Genomic DNA, 19,770 nt, shown 5'->3' on the forward strand with positions numbered 1-19,770 from the left:
TTTTTTTATTTATTTTTAAGAATATTGATTGCGTTGGAAAGATTAAGATAGGCTTTGATAGGCAAATGATCTGAAGCAATGCGTGCAAGTGGTGAATAATGATTTTCAATACTTGTTACCAATTGGTGGGGAAAAGAAAAAACTCTATCAAGGGCTAACAAAGGAAAACGAGAGGGAAAGCTTGGTACAACTTCAAAAGTGCTATCAAAATAGGGAGAAAAATGATTTAAAGATGAGCCTTTTCCCATTCGCCATTCATTAAAATCTCCTATGAGGAGTGTAGGCATAAGGGGGCGTTTTTGGAAAATTTCAAGGAGCATTTTTGTTTGTTGTTTACGAGAGTAACGTAATAAGCCAAAATGAGCCGCAATAATACGAATAGGGCCTGCTGCCATTTCCAACTCTACAATTACAGCCCCACGTGGTTCAATACTAGGAAGAGTGACTTGTAAAGTATCACGTACATATCCCTTTCGCAAAAAAAGAGCATTCCCATGCCAACCATGGCCATGAGGTGACATAGTATTAAGAGGTACAGGAATCAAACCGGTTTCAGCTTTTAATAGCTGAAGATTAATCAAACCGATGCGTTCCCCAAAACGTTTATCTGCTTCTTGAAGAGCAAGGATATCAACTTGTAATTCAGTAATAACACGGACAATTCTTGTAGGATTAAAAACTTTATCAACACCTACACATTTATGCACATTATAGGAAGCAACGGTCAGATCATAATTACTATTTTGATTGACGATGTTTGATTGATGATGAGAGCGGCTGTGAATTGTATTTAAAAAGGAGCTATGGAGTTTTTGTTGGATAAAACCGGTAAACCAAGGGAATTTTTGCTTATAAGGGATTTTTGTCATTTTGCGAAAAGAATAGTTTCTAAGAAGCAGAGGGTAAAGATTTACACTAAAAACAAAAGAACCTTGTTTCTAAAAGAAACAAGGTTCTTTAATTAAGTAATGATTTTTGCAATCAATCACGGTTTGAGCCAAGAAACTGTAGCAAGAAGACAAACATATTGATGAAATCAAGATAAAGATTCAGCGCGCCCATAATAACTTTACGTCCTCTGGTATCGCTTTCATCTCCTTCATAATACATCAACTTAATGCTCTGGGTATCGTAGGCTGTTAAACCAGCAAAGATAAAAACACCAATCACAGAGATAGCAAACTGCAAAGCGCTTGATCCAAGAAAAATGTTCACAATCATGGAAAGCAACAAGCCGATCAATCCAATGAATAAGAATGAACCGATTGCTGTGAGATCACGCTTTGTTGTGTATCCATAAAGTGAAAGAGCTCCAAAAGTTGCGGCGGAAATGACAAAGGTTTGCACAACACTTTCTGTCGTATAGCGCAAAACGATTGAAGACAGTGAAAGACCAACCAGAGCAGCATAACCAAAAAAGAGACTACGAGCAGCATTTGTGCTCAATGTATTAATTTTAAAACTGAGAAATAAGACTGCTATGAGTGGTGCAAACATAACAATATAAGAGAATGGCGATGTATAAAATGTTACTCCAAATGGTGTTAGATAAACACTGCTATTGATTTGAGCTGCTGCTTGGCTCATATCTGTTGTCGTTGCTAATGATACAATTGCATAAGCGGCAGCAGCTGTAATAAGCAAACCAATGGCCATTGCATTGTAGACACCCAACATATAGTCGCGTAATCCCTGATCAATTGATGCATCGGCATGAGAAGCAGGTGCCGAACGTAAATCTTTAAAATTAGCCATAATATAAAATCCTTTAGCATATGTTCTGTCAGGTATAGGGCTTTAAAGGTGTCTCTGTCATTACACAGATAAGCTTGGTATAAGCCTTAATTGGGCAAATACAAAAACCCTTAAGAATCACTGACAGAATTCCAGCATATATGCTCTTATTATGGAGATTTATTTAAAAATTACAAGAGATTTATATGAAGAAGGAACCTTACAAATTGGTAAGGAAATAGTTCATTTTAATAAAAAATATTTCCATTTTTTGCCATATTTTTGCAAGATAAAAAGACTATACTTAAAAACTTTTCTATTTTCACAGAAACTATGTAATACAATCCCTTATAAAATATTCACTATTTTTGCGTTTATGAGAAGAGCGGCAAGTATCATCACACTATTTCAACCTCCAATATTGCATCTGTTTTGCACGGTTATAAGAGCTATTGAATTGGATTTTTTATAATATATTGATGTATAATGATAAATTGTCTTTTTGAATGCTAAATGATACTCCGAATATCGCAAGATTCTCTGGTTGAAAATCTGTTCATATTAAATCAATCAAGATTATTGACTTGTGTCTTGCAAGAGACATTGTTTTAATGGATTCAACATGAACAGATTCCAAATAAAAGAGATTTAGGATAGTAAGGGCTTTTATTCAATATAAAAAACGGTAATTTATATTTATAATCAATATGTTGCTTTAACAAGACACCATTGAAAATAGTTGAGAAAATGTTTTTTATTAAACAATATATAAAATAAAAAAGGAGAGTTTTTAAACGAAGCACTTAAGAAAGGCTCTGTAAAATCGATATCTGTAAAAACTAAAAAACGTACGAAAATCAATTGTTCAAATCAAATAAACAGAACTTCAAATGCTGTGAAATGTCTCCTCAAAAATTGTGATGTAGGACACATGGATAAAAAATATTGATTCTATTTGAGTTCATTTCTTTTGCACTAACTAAGTGTAGAAATGTAAAGTTGAAAAGAAAGTAAGATTTTATAGTCCCATGAAGAGAAACACGTGAAATGACGAGCAACAAGAATTGATTAAGAGAAATCAATGCGTAATCAGACTTGTGACGGTCAATAATCTCTGTTTTCTAAGGCACTGAACATATCAGTGAGAAGATGTACTATTGGAATGACGCCTTGCTTTCATCCAAGTACGCAATTCTTCAATAAGGATGGCAATAACACCGAGAGTGATAAAACTATCTGCAAGGTTGAAAATAGCAAAATAAAAAATATCATCAATATGAAAAAGTATGTAATCAGTGACATGATGAAAGCGAATACGATCAATGAGATTGCCGATGGCTCCCCCAATAATAAGAATAAGGCCAAAGCGCATTAAAGACTTATTATATTCAGTATTTTTCCATAACCATAGAAGAAAGATAATCACAATGATCGTGATGGCGATGATTCCCCACTGAGAAAAGGAAGAAAAAAACGAAAATGCAATGCCAGAATTGCGCACATGATAAAGGGAAAGAAAAGGAATAAGCGAAATTTCTGTTCCTAAAGGCATATTGTGCATAACCCAGTATTTGACAGCTTGATCAAGTACTACTGTAAAAGCCAAGCCCAAGAGAAGAAAAGGGAGTGATTTACGAATCATGTTTTTCCTCACATGGTTCCAGTATTAAATAGGGGCGACGGATTTCATAAAGCATAACAGCTGTTGCTACAGCTAGATTAAGCGAGTCTGCTCGTCCGCTTTGTGGAATACGCGTAAGTTTATCACACCGATTCGTAAGAAGATCTGATAATCCCTGTTTTTCATTCCCCATTAAAAGGATAATAGGGCCATTTTTGAAGTCAAGTGTGCGATAATCCAGAGAACCTTTGAGGTGTGTTCCAACAATCATACCTTTAAAGTGAGAAGACCAGTTTAAAAAGCCGTTTTCATCAAAACGATAAAGTGGTACAGAGAAAATAGATCCCATGGTTGCGCGGACTGTTTCAGGCGAGAAAGGGTCTGTTGTCTCGCCAATTAAAATAACACCTTTAGCACCTACAGCATCAGCGGTTCGAATAATGGTACCAAGGTTTCCAGGATCACGTACACGATCAAGCGCGATGTAAACATCTTTAATCTGCCCTTTTATCATTTCAAAAGAGTGCCATTTTTGCTTGAAAATACCAATAACTGTTTGTGGATTATCGCGTCGGGTAAGTGATTCCATAACCTTTTGTGAGGCTTTAATAACAAAACCACCGTTGGCTACAGCACGTGCGGCAGTATTTTCGATAGTAGCATTACCGATTTCACTTTTAGAAAAAATAAGCGTCTGTATTGTCCAGCCAAGATTGAGAGCATCAATGACCAATTTCAATCCCTCTGCCATGAAAAGACCTTCTCTATTACGGTTTTTCTTTTGGCTAAGTGCTTTAAGATTTTTTATGATGGGGTTGCTAAGAGAGGTAATTTCTTTCACTCTACCAGTTTTAGGTCTACACATATTCAAGCAATCCAACGGCTAAAAAGAGAAGTAGAAAGAGCACGTCCTGCAACTTCTTCACGCAAAATGAGTTCTCCTGATTCGACCGTACCACCAAGATTTACAAATGCATCACGCATTAAAGCATGAAGTGCAAAGAAGGAAGCACGAATAGAATAAGCCGTAAGGACAACAGAGAGCGGTTTATCAGAGAGAAGTTTACGACAATTTGTGATCATGGCGGGTAAATGATCAAACAGTTGCCAAATTTCACCATGGGGTCCACGCCCATAAGCAGGGGGATCAAGAAGAATCATATCATAGCTTTTCTTACGACGCAGTTCACGCTCGACAAATTTCATAGCATCATCGCAAATCCAGCGAATAGAATGATCTGGTAATCCTGCTCTTTCTTGATTAGCTTTTGCCCACGCAATGGCTTTTTTAGAAGCATCAACATGGGTAACATTCGCACCCGCTCGTGCTCCAATCAAAGAGGCAATACCTGTATAGCCAAAAAGATTCAACAATTTTATAGGGCGTTCGGCTTTAACAATTTGTTCTTCCATAGAGCGCCAATGGGCATCTTGTTCAGGAAAAACCCCCACATGACGAAAGGAAGTAAAACGGCCTAGAAAAGACAATCCATTCCAAGCAAGAGCCCATGTTTCATCAAGTGGCTTTTTAGGAAAATGCCAACGCCCAACCCCTTCTTCATCAAGGTTTCCTGTGAAAATAGCATCAACATCAGCCCATCGTTTTTGTGGTAAAGCGGGTTTCCATAGTGCTTGACCTTCTGGTCGAATAATGCGGTAAGCTCCATAACGTTCTAATTTTTGTCCATGACCAGAATCAATGAGAGCATAGTTTTCGCTTATACCCGTTTCTAAAATAAGGGGCAGCTTTTCCTGCGGATATCTATTGTTATGGGAGAATTGAAAGCATTGTGCGGGCATGTTTTGTATCACGGTATATGAGGTATAAAAATATATTATAAAGCTCTTAAATGTTTCGTAAAAGTGCAAAAAAGCTAAAGTCAATTAAAACATGTATAAAAAAAGAAAAAGAGCACTTTTAACTCTGTACTGAATATAAAATACTAAAGAGAAAAGATTTCATTTAAATACCATTACACCAGATTTGTGATAGATGTTTTCAATTTTTCAATCTCGGCTTTACTTTTTTTGAGAGCTTTTTTGTATTTGTGATAGGAAAACCAACTGATCAGATTTCCTAATAAAATACCAAAACCAAAGAAAATAAAGAGCCATATAAAGAGGGGAGCATGATAAGTAAAACTTTCAGGATTTGCTCGAAAAGGATCAAGGGTTAACGGAACCATTTGACGATTAGCCACGATAAAAACAATCAAAACCGCTGCGAGAATCACACCGATACTTGTTAGAAGAATACGTTTAATTATCATAAGTTTCTCACTGATTAAGACGGTCGCGTAAATCCTTGCCAGTTTTAAAAAAAGGAATCCACTTTTCTTCAACAGAAACGGCTTCACCTGTTCGTGGATTACGTCCATTACGGGCTGAACGGCTTTTTACAGAAAAAGCTCCAAATCCACGAAGTTCAACGCGATTGCCATTTGCAAGTGCTGTTGCAATTTCCTCAAAAATAGCGTTTACAATATTCTCCACATCCCGTTGAAAAAGATGCGGGTTATGACGAGCGATAATTTGTACAAGCTCTGATTTTACCACAATAGCCTCACTTTCACACAAAAAAATTTTGTAATTGTGCACTCCATGCATATTACAATATATAAACGGATAAAAGCAAAATAAAATCAAGAAAAAACAAATTGCAAGAAACAAAATTTGAAAATACCTTCTATAAAGGGTATACAGATTAAAAATGCGGAGGATTTAAGAGATCAGGAGAGTATGTCCGTACACAATCATTATGAAGCCTTTTCAACGCAATCATCTTTTGGAGATGTTTTAAAAAAAGCATCCCGTCATTCGCGTCGCATTAGCATATTAAAAATTTTTTTACCTCTCTTAGCGTTGATTTCAGCGCTGGTTTTTTGCTGGTTTACGTTTTTCTTGGTTCCCGTTACTTCTGATTCTATGCCTTTGAATAATGGAGAAAGTGGCGTGATGAATTTGACGATGCTCAATCCAAAATTAGAAGGGTATACGCGTGCTCATGAACCTTATTGGCTTAAAGCAGAAAAGGCATTTCAAGATCATACCCACGCTGGAATGATTGGGTTGCAAAACATTACAGCTAGAGCATTTATGGGCCAACAAAGACAGGTTTTTCTCGTCGCACAAGGGGGGGTTTACGATAACATTAATGGTTTTTTACAGTTGGATAAGCCATTCACGATTACGACGAATGATGGGATGATGGTACAATTTATGTCAGCTAGTATTAACTTATCCGAGGGACAGTTAAAAACAGATCAACGTGTTAATATTCAGCAAGCCGGTTTGAATCTTGCCGCAAACGCCTTACAAATTCGAGAAAAAGGAAAAAACATATATTTCCATGGTGGTGTGCATTTAGTGCTTCAAAAGCAATAACGCAATATCAATACAAATCTTTAAAGGATATTTATAAAGAGAAGTATGTGTATATACAAACAGAAGAATTGAAATAATGAAATCGTACAAAAGATGGATAGGTGTGATGTTGGCTTTTAGCATGGGAATGTTAGGAGAAGGAGCAGTTTTAGGATATGCTGAAGTGGCTCATTTTGGAATAAGTCTATCAAGCGATAAAGAACCGGTAGAACTTCATGCAGATTCTTTGGAAATACGTGATAAAGAAGGGATAGCGCTTTTTAAGGGTGATGTTTCAGTGGTACAAGGTGAACGTCTTTTAAAAACGGCAGAATTAGTTGTTTACTACGATAAAGCATATAAAGAAATTGATAAAAACAAGGAAGATACAAAGGCATCATCTGTTTCTTTATTTGGTTCGTCGAGTATACAAAAAATGGAAGCTTTAGGAAAAGTTTATATAAAAATTGCTACGCAAGTTGCTACGGGTGATAAAGGTGTTTTTGATGGAAAGTCAAAAATGATGAGTTTGACAGGGAATCATGTTGTGTTAACTGATGGTGACAATGTGGCAACGGGGTGCAAACTAACGGCAAATATGGAAAGCGGAAAGGCTTTTTTAGAAGGTTGTGAGACGCCTAAGAAAAAAGGTCGTGTTTCTATTATTTTAAAACAAAATCAAAAGAATGGCCATTAAGATTTCATGTTTGGAATCAAAAGAAAAAAACAAACCGATAGGTATAATCTTGAAAGTGAAGCTTCAAAAAATCCCTTAAAAGGGACCTTGATTGCCAGTAATTTGATTAAAGTTTATCGAGGAAGACGAACTGTTAATGGTGTTTCTTTTGGCATTCGTACGGGAGAAGCCGTTGGCATTTTAGGGCCCAATGGGGCAGGTAAAACAACTTGTTTTTATATGGTGACAGGGCTTATAAAATCTGATGGAGGATCCATTAAAATTGATGGATTTGATATTACGCATCTTCCGATGTATCGACGTGCGCGTTTAGGTATTGGATATCTTCCACAGGAAGCGTCTATTTTTCGTGGTCTTTCAGTAGAAAATAACATTAAAGCTGTTTTAGAGGTCGTTGAAAAAGATCGCCTTAAACAACGTGAAGAGTTAGATAGCCTTTTACATGAATTTAAAATTGATCATTTACGTAAAATGTCTGCACTTTCGTTATCTGGAGGTGAACGTCGGAGACTTGAAATTGCGCGCGCTTTAGCTTCTCGTCCCCATTTTATGTTACTTGATGAACCATTTGCAGGAATTGATCCTATCGCTATTTTCGATATTCAACAACTTATTCGTCATTTAACGAGGCGTGGCATTGGTGTTTTAATAACGGATCATAATGTGCGTGAGACATTAGGGCTTGTCGATCGCGCTTATATTATTCATACAGGGCGGGTGTTAGTTCACGGTTGTCCTAACGATATTATCAACAACGTTGATGTACGCAGAATTTATTTGGGAAATCAGTTTTCTCTTTGATTTTACAGCTTTCACGAGTTTCCATTTAAGTTTAACCAAACATTATTACTGAAAATTTCCTTATTTATGCCAAAACTTCTTTTATGACTATAACCTTAATGTTGTTATTGAGTGGTGAAAAAGGCTTCATCATTAGAGGTTAGTTTGTTGTTTTATAAGTTTAGCTTACTCATAATTGTATCATAGAAAAGATATCACTAGATTAACGTGATAATGAGTGATAAACGAAGCTCTCAATAAATGCGTGTGTTATTGAAAGGTAAGAGATATTTATCATATTTTTCTCTGTCGAATCAAAAAATATATCGATGATGCTGTTTTAGGTATTTTGATGGGAGCACCGGTTTATATATTGCGGTTATTCAATAGGAGTTGTCGTATTTTATTGGTTTATATCGCCTATTTGAAAATAGGAGCTTGGCTACAGATATCAGGCTAAATCTATAAATCTTTTAAAATAATCATTAAATTTCTAAAAATCTTTATATTCTTGTTATAAGTCGATGTTCAAGCTATACAGTAATTTTCAAAGTAAAGGTCCATTTTGCTCAGTATGCTTTTCATCTTAATTTAAGGGCTCATTTTTAAAGAAAGAAAAACTCTGATGGCGGATTATACATCAAACTCTTATGACAAGTTTAATAAATTTATGAATAATGACCTGTTCTAGAGTCGCAAGGAAATTAACTTTATGAACAACTTCATTTCTTTGGTTTCTTATGCCGTTAATGATGATCCGAATACTATTTATTGTTGTTTTAGAAGTGATATGAGATGTATTGAGCCATCACCCATTATAAATTGAAAAGTAAAAACACATGCGATGTTGCGAAAAGTGAAAGAACATTAAGTATCTATAGCGTTTATAGGTTTATTGATGAGCATTTTAGCGTGTAAGAGGAAAATTAAAGTATGAATTTGAGTGAGTTAATAGCACCGGAAGCGATCATTCCGGCTCTTAATGCTAATTCGAAAAAACAGGTTCTGCAAATTTTAGCCGAAAAAGCTTCCAAGCTAACAGGTCTTAGTGAGCATGTGATTTTTGATGTTGTTTTACAACGCGAGAAGCTTGGTTCAACGGGTTTGGGTGGAGGTATTGCGATTCCTCATGGAAAATTACCTGATATTAATCGGATCATTGGTATATTTGCACGTCTTGAAAGTCCTGTTGATTTTGAAGCTCTTGACGACGAACCTATAGATCTCGTTTTTCTCCTTTTAGCACCTGAAAATGCTGGTGCAGATCACTTAAAAGCTTTATCACAGATCGCACGTGTTTTGCGTCACACTGATGTTGTACAAAAGTTGCGCAGTACGCATAATGCCAATGCGCTTTATGCTTTATTGATTCAAACTTCAGAATCAAATGCAGCTTAAAAGTTATTATGAGCGTATAAATTGTGAGGTATGCACTACAGAGCGTAGGAAATAATATAATTTGCATCTTAAGACTAATAACAAAAGGTTATGTCATGAGATTTAGGAAAATTACTTCTAATTGAACCTTCTTTTTAAAGAGCAACCAACAAAAACGAAGGGCTTTTCCTTTCTTGTTCTCGTATATTAAAGCATCTAATTATTATGTTCGTGGATTCTTTTATCCTGTTATACTGTAAAAACACTATCATTTGAGATATGGTGAGATAAATTCTGTAAGTCTTCTTAATATATTAAGTGCTTTTAGAGTGCGTGGTAAATATTTTTAAACAGGACTTGTCTGTAGAGCCTTTAGTTAAGTGAATCACATGAGTGGGAAGAAAAGAGGAGATCGCTCGACAAGAATCCAAACTTTTTCAGTCCAGATTGGATTAAGAATCTTCGTCCTTTGAAAGCGGGAAAGAAATCAACAGAAAAGTTTATTTGTGCATTGAATTTTTTTGTAAGTTGAGTTTGAGTGTTTAGGGATAATATTTTAATGCTCAAGAAGAAATAAGAGATATATTGTATCTTCAGTATAGCAAGATATTGATTTTAAATATAATTCACTATTTCGCATGTTAGATGAGAGATCCGAATATTGTAAAATTCTCTCATTCCAAACTTGTTTATGTTGAATCAATCAAAACCATTTCCTTGCACGTTGTAAACGGAATTAGCGTGTGGATAAAAACTGTACAAGAAAGGGGTAAAAATGCTTCCTATGAATCGTCTAAAGTATCGAGAGTTGTGCAAAACATTGGGAGCTGGAAAATAGTGTTATGGTGCCAGCTTTCTTCTTCACAAGTGGAGAGATCAACTATTTTATAGATATGATTTAGATGTCTGCTGTTGTATAGAGCTCATGCTAAAGAACAATTTTGTACGGTAAGAATGAAAATTATACCTTTAGGTTGGGTGAAAGAGTTTTTATGCATAGGAAGATTTATTTAAGTGTCTTTAATTGATTAAAATATTGTTTAAAAAACGGTAATGTTAGAACTGCTATAGAAAAAAGTTTTATATTTCTTTTTATAAATTACTTAGAAATAAGATAAGGAGACTTTCCCAAAGAATTCTTAAGAAGTTTTTTATAACAGAAAGAAAAATATCGTCTAATACATTAAAATAATACGATTAAGCTATTATAAGCTACTAAAATCATTTTAGAAATTAATAATTGGAGATGAAGTATATAGGGAAATAAGATCAAAAGAAACAAAATTGTATGTGATTATTGAGATAGAATCTAAATTCTTTATGTTTTATTATTAATATCTTGATAATATTTTATTATTTTTACAAGGTCTTTTGAAGATTGAGAAAAAGTGTTATCGGGACGATATTGAATACGAAATATGAATGCACTATAATGAGTAAAAGATGGAGTATTCTGCGAACATAAATGTATTGAATGCATAAAGTCGAGAAGTGATATTCGTAAGGCGATTAAGCTTTTTTGCGGGGAGTCCGGGGTGTATTTTCAAAATTTTGCATCAGATTGCTTGTGATATAAAGAGTATGGTTTATTTCTTAACAGAGTGATGGTATATTTTCATCTCGTTTTGAAGTTCTATAGCTTAAAGAAATCGTTTTTTATACAAAAACGAAATAAGTAGCGTAAAATGAAGATATTATTTTTTAATGTGGTTATTGAATAAGAAGTTTATGTTTTGGTAACGATTAAAAGGTCACAATGAAACGTAGAAATCTATTTTGATTAGTGTGAAAATATTTCGCTTATTGAAGGAATTAGGACAATAACACATGAATATCGAGGAGTTTTTGTTGAATTTTTCCAATGAAGAAAATCTTGTTAGAGACTAAAGAAGTGAGCTAAATGAAGATGTTTGAAAAGACTGTTATTGCTGCATCTGTAATGGTTCTTGTTACAGCGGGAGTGGCATATGCACAAACGCCAAGCCGTTTAAATCAATTTGAAGCGTGGGGAGCCTATTCTTATAAATCGCCCAAAAATACGATTTGCTATGTGTTATCGGTACCTTTGAAGGCTCTTCCAACGACAGTTAATCATGGTGATAACTTTTTCTTGGTTACCAAGCGTTCTCATTCACCTATTTCGTTTGAACCGCAGTTTATGGCTGGTTATACCCTTCAAGAAGGGTCGAGAGTGACAGTGACCATTGGAGGTAAGGACTTTGATTTTTTCACGAAAGATTCCTCAGCTTGGCTGGCGTCATCAGAGCTAGAAAAGCAGCTTGTTTCTGCTATGCGTGCTGGAAGCAATATGACAGTGCAAGCGATATCAAAACGAGGAACGCATACCACTTATACTTATTCCTTAAAAGGGATCACTGCTGCATTAAATGCAGCTCAAAAGTGCCATTAAGGTTTCGATAACTCTAAAATAGTGATGTGAATTGGAAAGCAATGGCCATTTCTTATGACCTTAGACCAGTTGGTTCATGTTTTGCACGAAAAACAGATAATGTGGTCGTGAAGGAGAGTTCTAAGCTCTCTTTAATTGGTTTGTCGCAAGATGAAATGATGCAAGCTTTAAAGACAGTTGGTGTACCAGAGCATCAAACGCGTATGCGTGTGCGTCAGCTTTGGCATTGGCTTTATGTGCGTGGTGTTTCAAATTTTGATGAGATGCTGAATATTTCTAAAGCAATGCAAGAAACACTTAAGTGTCATTTCTCCATTGCGCGCCCAGAAATTGTTGGAGAACAAATATCAAAAGATGGTACGCGTAAATGGCTCTTACGTTTTCCTGCACGTGGAGCTGGAAGGCCTGTTGAAATTGAAACGGTTTATATCCCTGAAGAAGGACGTGGTACTTTATGTCTTTCATCGCAAGTAGGGTGTACGTTAACCTGCTCTTTTTGCCATACGGGAACGCAGACGCTTGTTCGTAATCTGACCGCAGAAGAAATTTTGGCACAATTATTGGTTGCACGTGATTGTTTGGGTGATTTTCCTGATAAGAATACCCCTGATGGAGCAATTGTTCCCATTGAAGGACGAAAAATTACCAATATTGTTATGATGGGAATGGGAGAACCTCTTTATAATTTTGAAGCTGTTAAAAAAGCTTTATTGATTGCCTCTGATGGCGATGGACTTTCTTTATCAAAACGTCGAATTACGCTTTCAACTAGTGGAGTTGTTCCTGGAATTATCCGAACTGGAGAAGAAATTGGTGTTATGTTAGCAATTTCACTCCACGCAGTACACGATACACTAAGGGATATGCTTGTTCCCATTAATAAAAAATATCCGCTTGCTTTACTAATGGAGGCTTGCCGTAATTATCCTGGTCTTTCCAATGCAAAACGAATCACATTTGAATATGTTATGCTGAAAGATATCAATGATAGTTTAGATGATGCTAAGCGATTGATTCAGTTATTGAAAGGGATTCCTGCTAAGATTAATTTAATCCCTTTTAATCCGTGGCCAGGGAGTAATTATCAATGTTCTGATTGGGAGCAAATCGAGCGTTTTGCTGATGTCGTTAATCAAGCGGGCTATGCTTCTCCTATTCGGATACCGCGTGGACGCGATATTTTAGCTGCATGTGGACAGCTTAAATCAGCTTCAGAGCGCTTACGTAAATCTGAACGTTTACGACTTGAAAATGCCATTGGTCATTAGGTAACGCAATTTTCAGCGATATCGAGGCCTATACTTTTTTGTTTGTAATTTAATATCCAAACTTCATGCGATGGCATATGTGAGACAGAGATTAAGATGGATAAGTGCTAGACGAACAGTTTCAGCGTTTATATGCTAAATGGGGTAAGAGATTGTCTATAGTCTGTTTACATAATCTCTGAAATAAGAAGGAAACCTAATTTAGAGGGAATATGAGGTCTTAAGGATTATAACTAATTTCTACCTTATTATCATACTCGTTAATTCGGTTTTATGTCTTTTAAAAGCATCTACGGTAATATCTTTTAAAAAGTGGAGATTGTGCACTGCCTCATGCTTTTGTTTATTATTTTCTTAAATAAGATCACGCATCACAAGCAAAACAGAGGATCTAAAATATAAATACCATTGAGTTATCCATTGATATGTTTTTTAAGTATCTCTTAGTACACTCTTCATATCACGATAATGCTTGTGAGGAGTATAACAAAAAGCTTCTGTGAATGTATTGTACTCCTACACCTTTATGTTTAATAAAGGTGTAAATTGGTACCACCATTCTATTTTTCAGCTCCCAATGTTGTAACAGCTTTTAGTACTTGAGATGGTTTATAAGAGGTGTTTTTATTCTTTTCTTAGATAGTTTTTATCCATACGAAAACTCCAGCTTCTCTTGTGATGTACAAAGGAAAGGTATTGTTTTATCCAAAACAAACAGGTTTGAAATGAAAAAATCTTATAATATTTGTTTTTTTTATTTAAATTAAAAGCGATACATTACACGTATAAATCAATGTTTTGTAACCACAAGGAGATGGAGGGCAAAGCTGGTAAAAGTACCAGCAATAAGCCAGTCGAGAAAGCGAATATAAAGAGGGTTCTTTTTGAGAGTTTTGGTAAGTTTATGCGCTGTAAAAACGATTGCAATTGTAATGGGGAAAGAAATAGGAATATAAGAGAGTCCTAAAAAGAGCAATTTTTGTGTTGCCATAGGATCATTCGCATTGATAAATTGTGGTAAGAATGTCGCGTTAAAGAGTATAACTTTAGGATTGAGAAGATTAATTCCAATACCAGCAAGATAGTTACGTTTAGCGCTTTGAGATTTAGAAGATGTCTGTTCAAAGGAAAAAGTGGGGTTTCTCCGTAAAGCTTGAAAGGAAAACCATAAAAGATAAAAGGCGCCAACAATTTTCAGAAGAACAAAAGTATGTGGTGCAGCAAAAATAAGCGCTGATAAGCCAAGTGCTACAGCGGTAACCTGAATGGCAAACCCTGTTGCACTACCCAAGGCGCACATAATTCCAGCTTTTTTGCTTTGTGTAATGGTTCGTCCTACAGAAAGCATCATATCTGGTCCTGGAATAAGTGCTAAAATCAACGATGCTAAAGCAAATTGTACAACAATAGACCACTCCGGTAGAAATGACACGTAAATCTCCTTTTATTTTTAAGCAGTGTTCACTATTTATACTTTGAGGCACCTTTATTTACGCTTTTTGCGTCTTTTTAATGTTGCTTAAAAAGAATTTATTTTTATATTTCTTGCATCGTTTTGATTTTTGGGTAGAAATAAAAAAGTAGCTCATATAGAACGTTAAAATGAAAAAGTGGCAAAATATTAGAAAAGTTGTTTTGGCTTATTCAGGTGGATTGGATACGTCAATTATTCTTAAATGGTTGCAAAGTGCGCTAGGTGTTGAAGTTGTAACTTTTACAGCAGATTTGGGGCAGGGGGAAGAGCTAGAACTTGCTCGTCGTAAAGCTGAAATGCTAGGTGTTAAAGAGATCTACATTGAAGATTTGCGCGAAGAATTTGTGCGTGATTTTGTGTTTCCGATGTTTCGAGCCAATACCGTTTATGAGGGGACTTATCTTTTAGGAACATCAATTGCACGTCCACTTATTTCAAAACGCCTTATTGAAATTGCTGAGGAAACAGGGGCAGATGCCATTGCTCATGGAGCAACAGGAAAAGGCAATGATCAGGTACGCTTTGAGCTTTCCGCTTATGCGCTTAATCCTGATATAAAGATTATTGCTCCATGGCGTGATTGGGATTTTAAGAGTCGGACAGATCTCTTTGAATTTGCTCGTATTCATCAAATTCCTGTAGAAAAGGATAAGCAAGGTGAAGCGCCTTTTTCAGTGGATGCAAATTTATTGCATTCTTCATCAGAAGGAAAGATTTTAGAAGATCCAGCACTTCCTGCTCCTGAATATGTCCATATGCGTACTCTTTCGCCGGAAGATGCTCCAGATCAAGCAACCAGAATTACTCTTGGCTTTAAAAAAGGCGATGCTGTTTCAATCAATGGAAAAAATTTATCACCTGCAACTTTACTTGCAGAGTTAAATCATTATGGGCGCGATAATGGTATTGGTCGGTTAGATTTGGTAGAAAATCGCTTTGTGGGTATGAAATCACGGGGTATTTATGAAACACCAGGTGGAACCATTCTTTTGACGGCTCACAGAGCTATAGAATCTTTAACGTTAGATCGTGGCGCAGCTCATTTAAAAGATGAATTGATGCCACGTTATGCAGAACTCATTTATTATGGATTTTGGTTTTCGCCGGAACGTAAGATGTTGCAGGCAGCTATTGATTTATCTCAAGAACATGTTGAAGGTGAAGTCACGTTAAAGCTTTATAAGGGGAATGTAATTATTGAAGGGCGCCAAAGTAAAAAATCACTTTATTCCAGTGAGTTAGTAACTTTCGAGGATGATCAAGGTGTTTATGATCAAAGAGATGCAACTGGTTTTATTAAATTAAATGCTCTACGTTTGCGTACATTAGCAATGCGTCATCAAGGTGATAAAGAAAAGAAATAGAAAATTACGGTGACAAGTGTAATATGGATTAGTGCTTTTGTATGAAATGCCTAGTTTAAGCATTTTTCTGTTGGTTTTTACCGTTCTTTCGTTCAATACTAGAAGCTTATCTTCTGCGCTAATAAATATAATAAGCAAAACCCATGATAATAATAGCAATGAAGGCTTCGATAATCAAAACAGGTCAATTTTGCTTTATAATATTGAATGTTTTTGATTTTTATCAGAACAAAATATATTTATAACGAGGGCGGTTTTTGTATAGTGACTTAAGAGTATAAAGAAATTTTCATCTTTTTGCTTGCTATTATTGACGAATAAATTCAAGAACCATACACCCTATTTTGAAAGAGTGTAATTTTTAGGATAAATAATGATGCGTGATCAGTGTGATACCCTCAACCTTACGCCTGAATTAAAAGATGCAGCTTCTCAATCGAGAACTTGGCCATTTGAAGAAGCACGTAAGATTATCAAACGGTATGAAAAAACGGGTTATCCAGACAGTGTGATATTTGAAACAGGTTATGGCCCTTCTGGTTTACCGCATATTGGAACTTTTGGGGAAGTTGCACGTACAACCATGGTGCGTCATGCATTTCATATTCTCACGGAGAATAAAGTAAAAACAAAATTACTTTGTTTTTCTGATGATATGGATGGTTTGCGCAAGGTTCCTGAGAATGTGCCTGATCGCGAGAGGATGGAACATTATCTTGGTCAACCGTTGAGCCGTGTACCCGACCCTTTTGGAGATGATTATCCTTCTTTTGGAGCGGCAAATAATGCGCGGTTACGGGCTTTCCTTGATCGTTTTGGTTTTGATTATGAATTTGCAAGTGCTACGGATTATTACAATTCCGGTCGTTTTGATGAAACACTTTTGAAAATCCTTGCCTGTTATGACAAGGTTATGGCAATTATTTTACCAACATTAGGTGAAGAACGGCAAGCGACCTATTCACTCTTTCTACCGATTTCTCCCTTTTCTGGAAAAGTATTACAGGTACCGATGATTGCGCGTAATGTTGAAAAAGGGACTGTCACTTATATTGAACCTGAAACAGGAGAAACCATAGAAACAGAGGTTACGGGGGGCAAAGTTAAGTGTCAGTGGAAGGTAGATTGGGCAATGCGTTGGACAGCACTTAGCATTGATTATGAAATGGCCGGAAAAGACCTTATCGATTCCACAAATCTTTCTTCTAAAATTTGTAAAGTATTAGGTGGAACCCCCCCAGAAGGATTCAACTATGAGCTCTTTTTAGATGAGAAAGGGCAGAAAATTTCCAAATCCAAGGGAAATGGCTTAACCATTGATGAATGGCTTACTTATGCCCCAACAGAGAGTTTAGGGCTTTATATGTTTTCAAAACCTAAAACAGCAAAAAGGCTTTATTTTGATGTTATTCCTAAAGCTGTAGATGAATATTATGCTCATCTTTCTGCTTATGGTCGTCAAAAATGGCAAGAACGGCTCAGTAATCCTGTATGGCATATTCATAATGGTTGTCCACCGCAGGTTGATTTGCCTGTATCCTTTGCGATGCTTTTAAATTTGGTAAGTGCTTCAAATGCAGAGAATGCAGAAGTTCTTTGGGGTTTTATTTCTCGTTACGCTAAAGAAGCAAATGCACAAACTTATCCAGAACTTGATCAATTGGTGAAGTTTGCCATTAAATATTTTGATGTTTTTGTTAAACCAAACAAGAAATTTCGTATACCAGATGATAGCGAACGAGCAACATTAGCACAAATTGATGAAAAATTAGCTCATTTACCTGAAACTGTTGATGGCAACATATTACAAAATATGCTTCTTGATGTTGCAAGGTTAACGGAACGCTATCAAGATCATAGCAAAAAAAGCCCTGAAGGTGGGCCTGGTGTTTCTAATGTTTTTTTTCAAATGTTGTATGAAGTCCTTCTTGGACAAGAGCGAGGTCCACGATGGGGATCATTTATAGCGCTTTATGGGATTAATGAAATGCGTGCACTGATTGCTGAAACACTTGCACGTCCTGTGGAGGAATAATGGAACGAAGAGTGCAGGAAGTAAAGCGACGCCGTACATTTGCAATTATTGCTCACCCAGATGCGGGGAAAACAACATTAACAGAAAAGCTTTTATTGTTTGGTGGTGCTATTCAACTTGCAGGAGAAGTAAAAGCCAAAAAAGATCGTATTCAAACCCGTTCTGATTGGATGAATATTGAGCGTGATCGTGGTATTTCCGTTGTGACTTCGGTGATGACGTTTGAATATGAAAATCATATTTTTAATCTCCTAGATACTCCAGGACATGAGGACTTTGCGGATGATACGTATCGCACTCTCACAGCTGTTGATAGTGCTATCATGGTATTGGATGGGGCACGCGGAATTGAGCCAAGAACACTGAAATTGTTTGAAGTATGTCGGATGCGGGATATTCCTATTGTTACTTTTATCAATAAAATGGATCGTGAGGCACGTGATCCTATAGAGCTTTTAGATGAAATTGAAGAAAAGCTTGCTCTTGATACCGCCCCCATAACATGGCCCATTGGGTCGGGTAAAGATTTTGTCGGGACCTATGACCTTCATCATAACCGTTTTCGCCAAAAAGATGATGAGATAACACAGCGGATCGTTTCAAATCCCAGTGAGGTTGTCCATTTACTTCCCCAATATCAACGTTCCACTTTTCTTGAAGGAGTAGAACTCGCTCAAAGTGTTTGCAAGAATTTTGATCTTCAAGCTTTCCGTGAAGGTCATATGACACCGGTTTATTTTGGTTCAGCTTTGCGAAATTTTGGTGTTCGTGATTTGATCAATGCGCTTATAGATTTTGGTCAAAGTCCTCGTGATCAAAGTGCAGATCAGCGCAATGTCATAGCAACTGAACCTAAAATGACGGGATTTGTTTTTAAAATTCAAGCGAATATGGACCCTAATCATCGTGATCGTATTGCATTTTTTCGGGTATGTTCTGGAACACTTGAACGTGGTATGAAAACAAAGTTGGTTCGAACAGGAAAACCGATGACACTTTCGGCTCCACAATTTTTCTTTGCGCGTTCGCGCCAAATTGCTGATCAAGCCTATGCTGGTGATATCGTAGGGATCCCTAATCATGGAACATTGCGTATCGGCGATACTTTGACTGAAGGAGAAGATATCCTCTTTAAGGGAGTACCAAATTTTGCACCAGAGATTTTGCGTCGTGTTTGTTTAGGCGATCCAATGAAAGCAAAAAAGCTCAAAGAAGCTTTGCAACAAATGGCTGAAGAAGGGGTTGTACAATTGTTTATTCCTGATGATGGGTCGCCTTCTCTCATTGGTGTTATTGGTGCTTTGCAAATTGATGTCTTAAAAGAACGATTAAAAATAGAATATTCTTTGCCAGTGAATTTTGAGTCTGCGCGCTTTAATTTATGCCGTTGGATTTCAGCGCAGAGCAAAGATGAGTTGCAAAAGTTTCTCAGCAATCACCGCTCTGCTATTGCGTATGATTTAGAAGGTGATCCAGTTTTTTTAGCGGAGAACCATTTTTCATTAAATTATGAAGCAGAAAGAGCTCCTAAAATAAAATTTTCTGCTTTTAAAGATTATCAAGTACGCTCTTAAAATAAAGAAGAATTTTTTATGTAACAATTTAGTTGATAATGATTTTTCATATTGAGTTGGGGATCTGAATATT

General features: G+C 36.2%; 17 protein-coding genes. 9 read left to right on the forward strand and 8 right to left on the reverse strand.

Going from position 1 to position 19,770, the window contains the following annotated elements; all coding sequences use genetic code 11:
- Positions 1 to 5: 5 nt before the first annotated feature.
- From ACFIMS_RS03685 to ihfB, 7 genes are all read right to left on the reverse strand, one after another.
- The gene (locus tag ACFIMS_RS03685; RefSeq protein WP_375612773.1) at positions 6 to 869 is read right to left on the reverse strand and encodes an endonuclease/exonuclease/phosphatase family protein; all 864 of its coding nucleotides are present in this window, start codon (positions 867 to 869) and stop codon (positions 6 to 8) included.
- Between the two features lie 112 nt (positions 870 to 981).
- Positions 982 to 1,755 (reverse strand): Bax inhibitor-1/YccA family protein, encoded by a 774-nt coding sequence (locus ACFIMS_RS03690; RefSeq protein ID WP_375611347.1) that lies wholly within the window; start codon positions 1,753 to 1,755, stop codon positions 982 to 984.
- 1,117 nt (positions 1,756 to 2,872) lie between these two features.
- Entirely contained in the window at positions 2,873 to 3,376 is a 504-nt protein-coding gene (gene lspA / locus ACFIMS_RS03695; RefSeq protein ID WP_375611348.1) for a signal peptidase II, read from the reverse strand.
- Positions 3,366 to 4,220, reverse strand: a complete 855-nt coding sequence (locus tag ACFIMS_RS03700) for a TrmH family RNA methyltransferase (RefSeq protein WP_375611349.1) — start codon at positions 4,218 to 4,220, stop codon at positions 3,366 to 3,368. The genes lspA and ACFIMS_RS03700 overlap by 11 nt, the downstream gene beginning before the upstream one ends.
- A 2-nt stretch (positions 4,221 to 4,222) precedes the next feature.
- Positions 4,223 to 5,155, reverse strand: a complete 933-nt coding sequence (locus ACFIMS_RS03705; RefSeq protein ID WP_375696397.1) for a class I SAM-dependent methyltransferase — start codon at positions 5,153 to 5,155, stop codon at positions 4,223 to 4,225.
- 173 nt (positions 5,156 to 5,328) lie between these two features.
- A complete protein-coding gene (locus tag ACFIMS_RS03710) occupies positions 5,329 to 5,625 on the reverse strand; it encodes a lipopolysaccharide assembly protein LapA domain-containing protein (protein WP_273790185.1) in 297 nt (98 codons plus the stop codon).
- A 7-nt stretch (positions 5,626 to 5,632) separates the two neighbouring features.
- Complete coding sequence (gene ihfB, locus ACFIMS_RS03715; RefSeq protein WP_273790186.1) at positions 5,633 to 5,911, reverse strand: integration host factor subunit beta; 279 nt, start codon at positions 5,909 to 5,911, stop codon at positions 5,633 to 5,635.
- A gap of 183 nt (positions 5,912 to 6,094) precedes the next feature.
- Between ihfB and lptC the strand changes: the two genes are divergently transcribed.
- The 6 genes from lptC to rlmN all read left to right on the forward strand — a co-directional run bounded on the left by lptC (position 6,095) and on the right by rlmN (position 13,250).
- A complete protein-coding gene (gene lptC / locus ACFIMS_RS03720; protein WP_375696398.1) occupies positions 6,095 to 6,739 on the forward strand; it encodes an LPS export ABC transporter periplasmic protein LptC in 645 nt (214 codons plus the stop codon).
- 76 nt (positions 6,740 to 6,815) lie between these two features.
- Positions 6,816 to 7,415 (forward strand): LptA/OstA family protein, encoded by a 600-nt coding sequence (locus ACFIMS_RS03725; RefSeq protein ID WP_375612778.1) that lies wholly within the window; start codon positions 6,816 to 6,818, stop codon positions 7,413 to 7,415.
- Positions 7,416 to 7,421: 6 nt separating this feature from the next.
- The gene (lptB, locus tag ACFIMS_RS03730; protein ID WP_012754448.1) at positions 7,422 to 8,216 is read left to right on the forward strand and encodes an LPS export ABC transporter ATP-binding protein; all 795 of its coding nucleotides are present in this window, start codon (positions 7,422 to 7,424) and stop codon (positions 8,214 to 8,216) included.
- 912 nt (positions 8,217 to 9,128) lie between these two features.
- On the forward strand, positions 9,129 to 9,593 hold the full coding sequence (ptsN, locus tag ACFIMS_RS03735; protein WP_375606109.1) for a PTS IIA-like nitrogen regulatory protein PtsN: 465 nt from the start codon (positions 9,129 to 9,131) through the stop codon (positions 9,591 to 9,593).
- A 1,885-nt stretch (positions 9,594 to 11,478) separates the two neighbouring features.
- A complete protein-coding gene (locus ACFIMS_RS03740) occupies positions 11,479 to 11,982 on the forward strand; it encodes an invasion associated locus B family protein (RefSeq protein WP_375696412.1) in 504 nt (167 codons plus the stop codon).
- A gap of 41 nt (positions 11,983 to 12,023) precedes the next feature.
- A complete protein-coding gene (gene rlmN / locus ACFIMS_RS03745; RefSeq protein WP_375638148.1) occupies positions 12,024 to 13,250 on the forward strand; it encodes a 23S rRNA (adenine(2503)-C(2))-methyltransferase RlmN in 1,227 nt (408 codons plus the stop codon).
- Positions 13,251 to 14,040: 790 nt separating this feature from the next.
- On the opposite strand, the gene ACFIMS_RS03750 is transcribed toward rlmN, so the two are convergent.
- A complete protein-coding gene (locus ACFIMS_RS03750; RefSeq protein ID WP_375612781.1) occupies positions 14,041 to 14,682 on the reverse strand; it encodes a LysE family translocator in 642 nt (213 codons plus the stop codon).
- Positions 14,683 to 14,852: 170 nt separating this feature from the next.
- Between ACFIMS_RS03750 and ACFIMS_RS03755 the strand changes: the two genes are divergently transcribed.
- From ACFIMS_RS03755 to ACFIMS_RS03765, 3 genes are all read left to right on the forward strand, one after another.
- Positions 14,853 to 16,088 carry an argininosuccinate synthase gene (locus ACFIMS_RS03755; RefSeq protein WP_375612782.1) on the forward strand — a complete coding sequence of 412 codons (1,236 nt, stop codon included), beginning with the start codon at positions 14,853 to 14,855 and terminating at the stop codon, positions 16,086 to 16,088.
- A 373-nt stretch (positions 16,089 to 16,461) separates the two neighbouring features.
- Positions 16,462 to 18,123, forward strand: a complete 1,662-nt coding sequence (locus tag ACFIMS_RS03760) for a lysine--tRNA ligase (RefSeq protein WP_375620882.1) — start codon at positions 16,462 to 16,464, stop codon at positions 18,121 to 18,123.
- Positions 18,123 to 19,697, forward strand: a complete 1,575-nt coding sequence (locus ACFIMS_RS03765; protein ID WP_375638149.1) for a peptide chain release factor 3 — start codon at positions 18,123 to 18,125, stop codon at positions 19,695 to 19,697. The genes ACFIMS_RS03760 and ACFIMS_RS03765 overlap by 1 nt, the downstream gene beginning before the upstream one ends.
- Positions 19,698 to 19,770 lie beyond the last annotated feature (73 nt).

Origin of the sequence: Bartonella sp. AP331QHHD, assembly GCF_042195905.1 — a bacterium.
In the GTDB taxonomy this organism is placed as follows: Bacteria; Pseudomonadota; Alphaproteobacteria; order Rhizobiales; family Rhizobiaceae; genus Bartonella.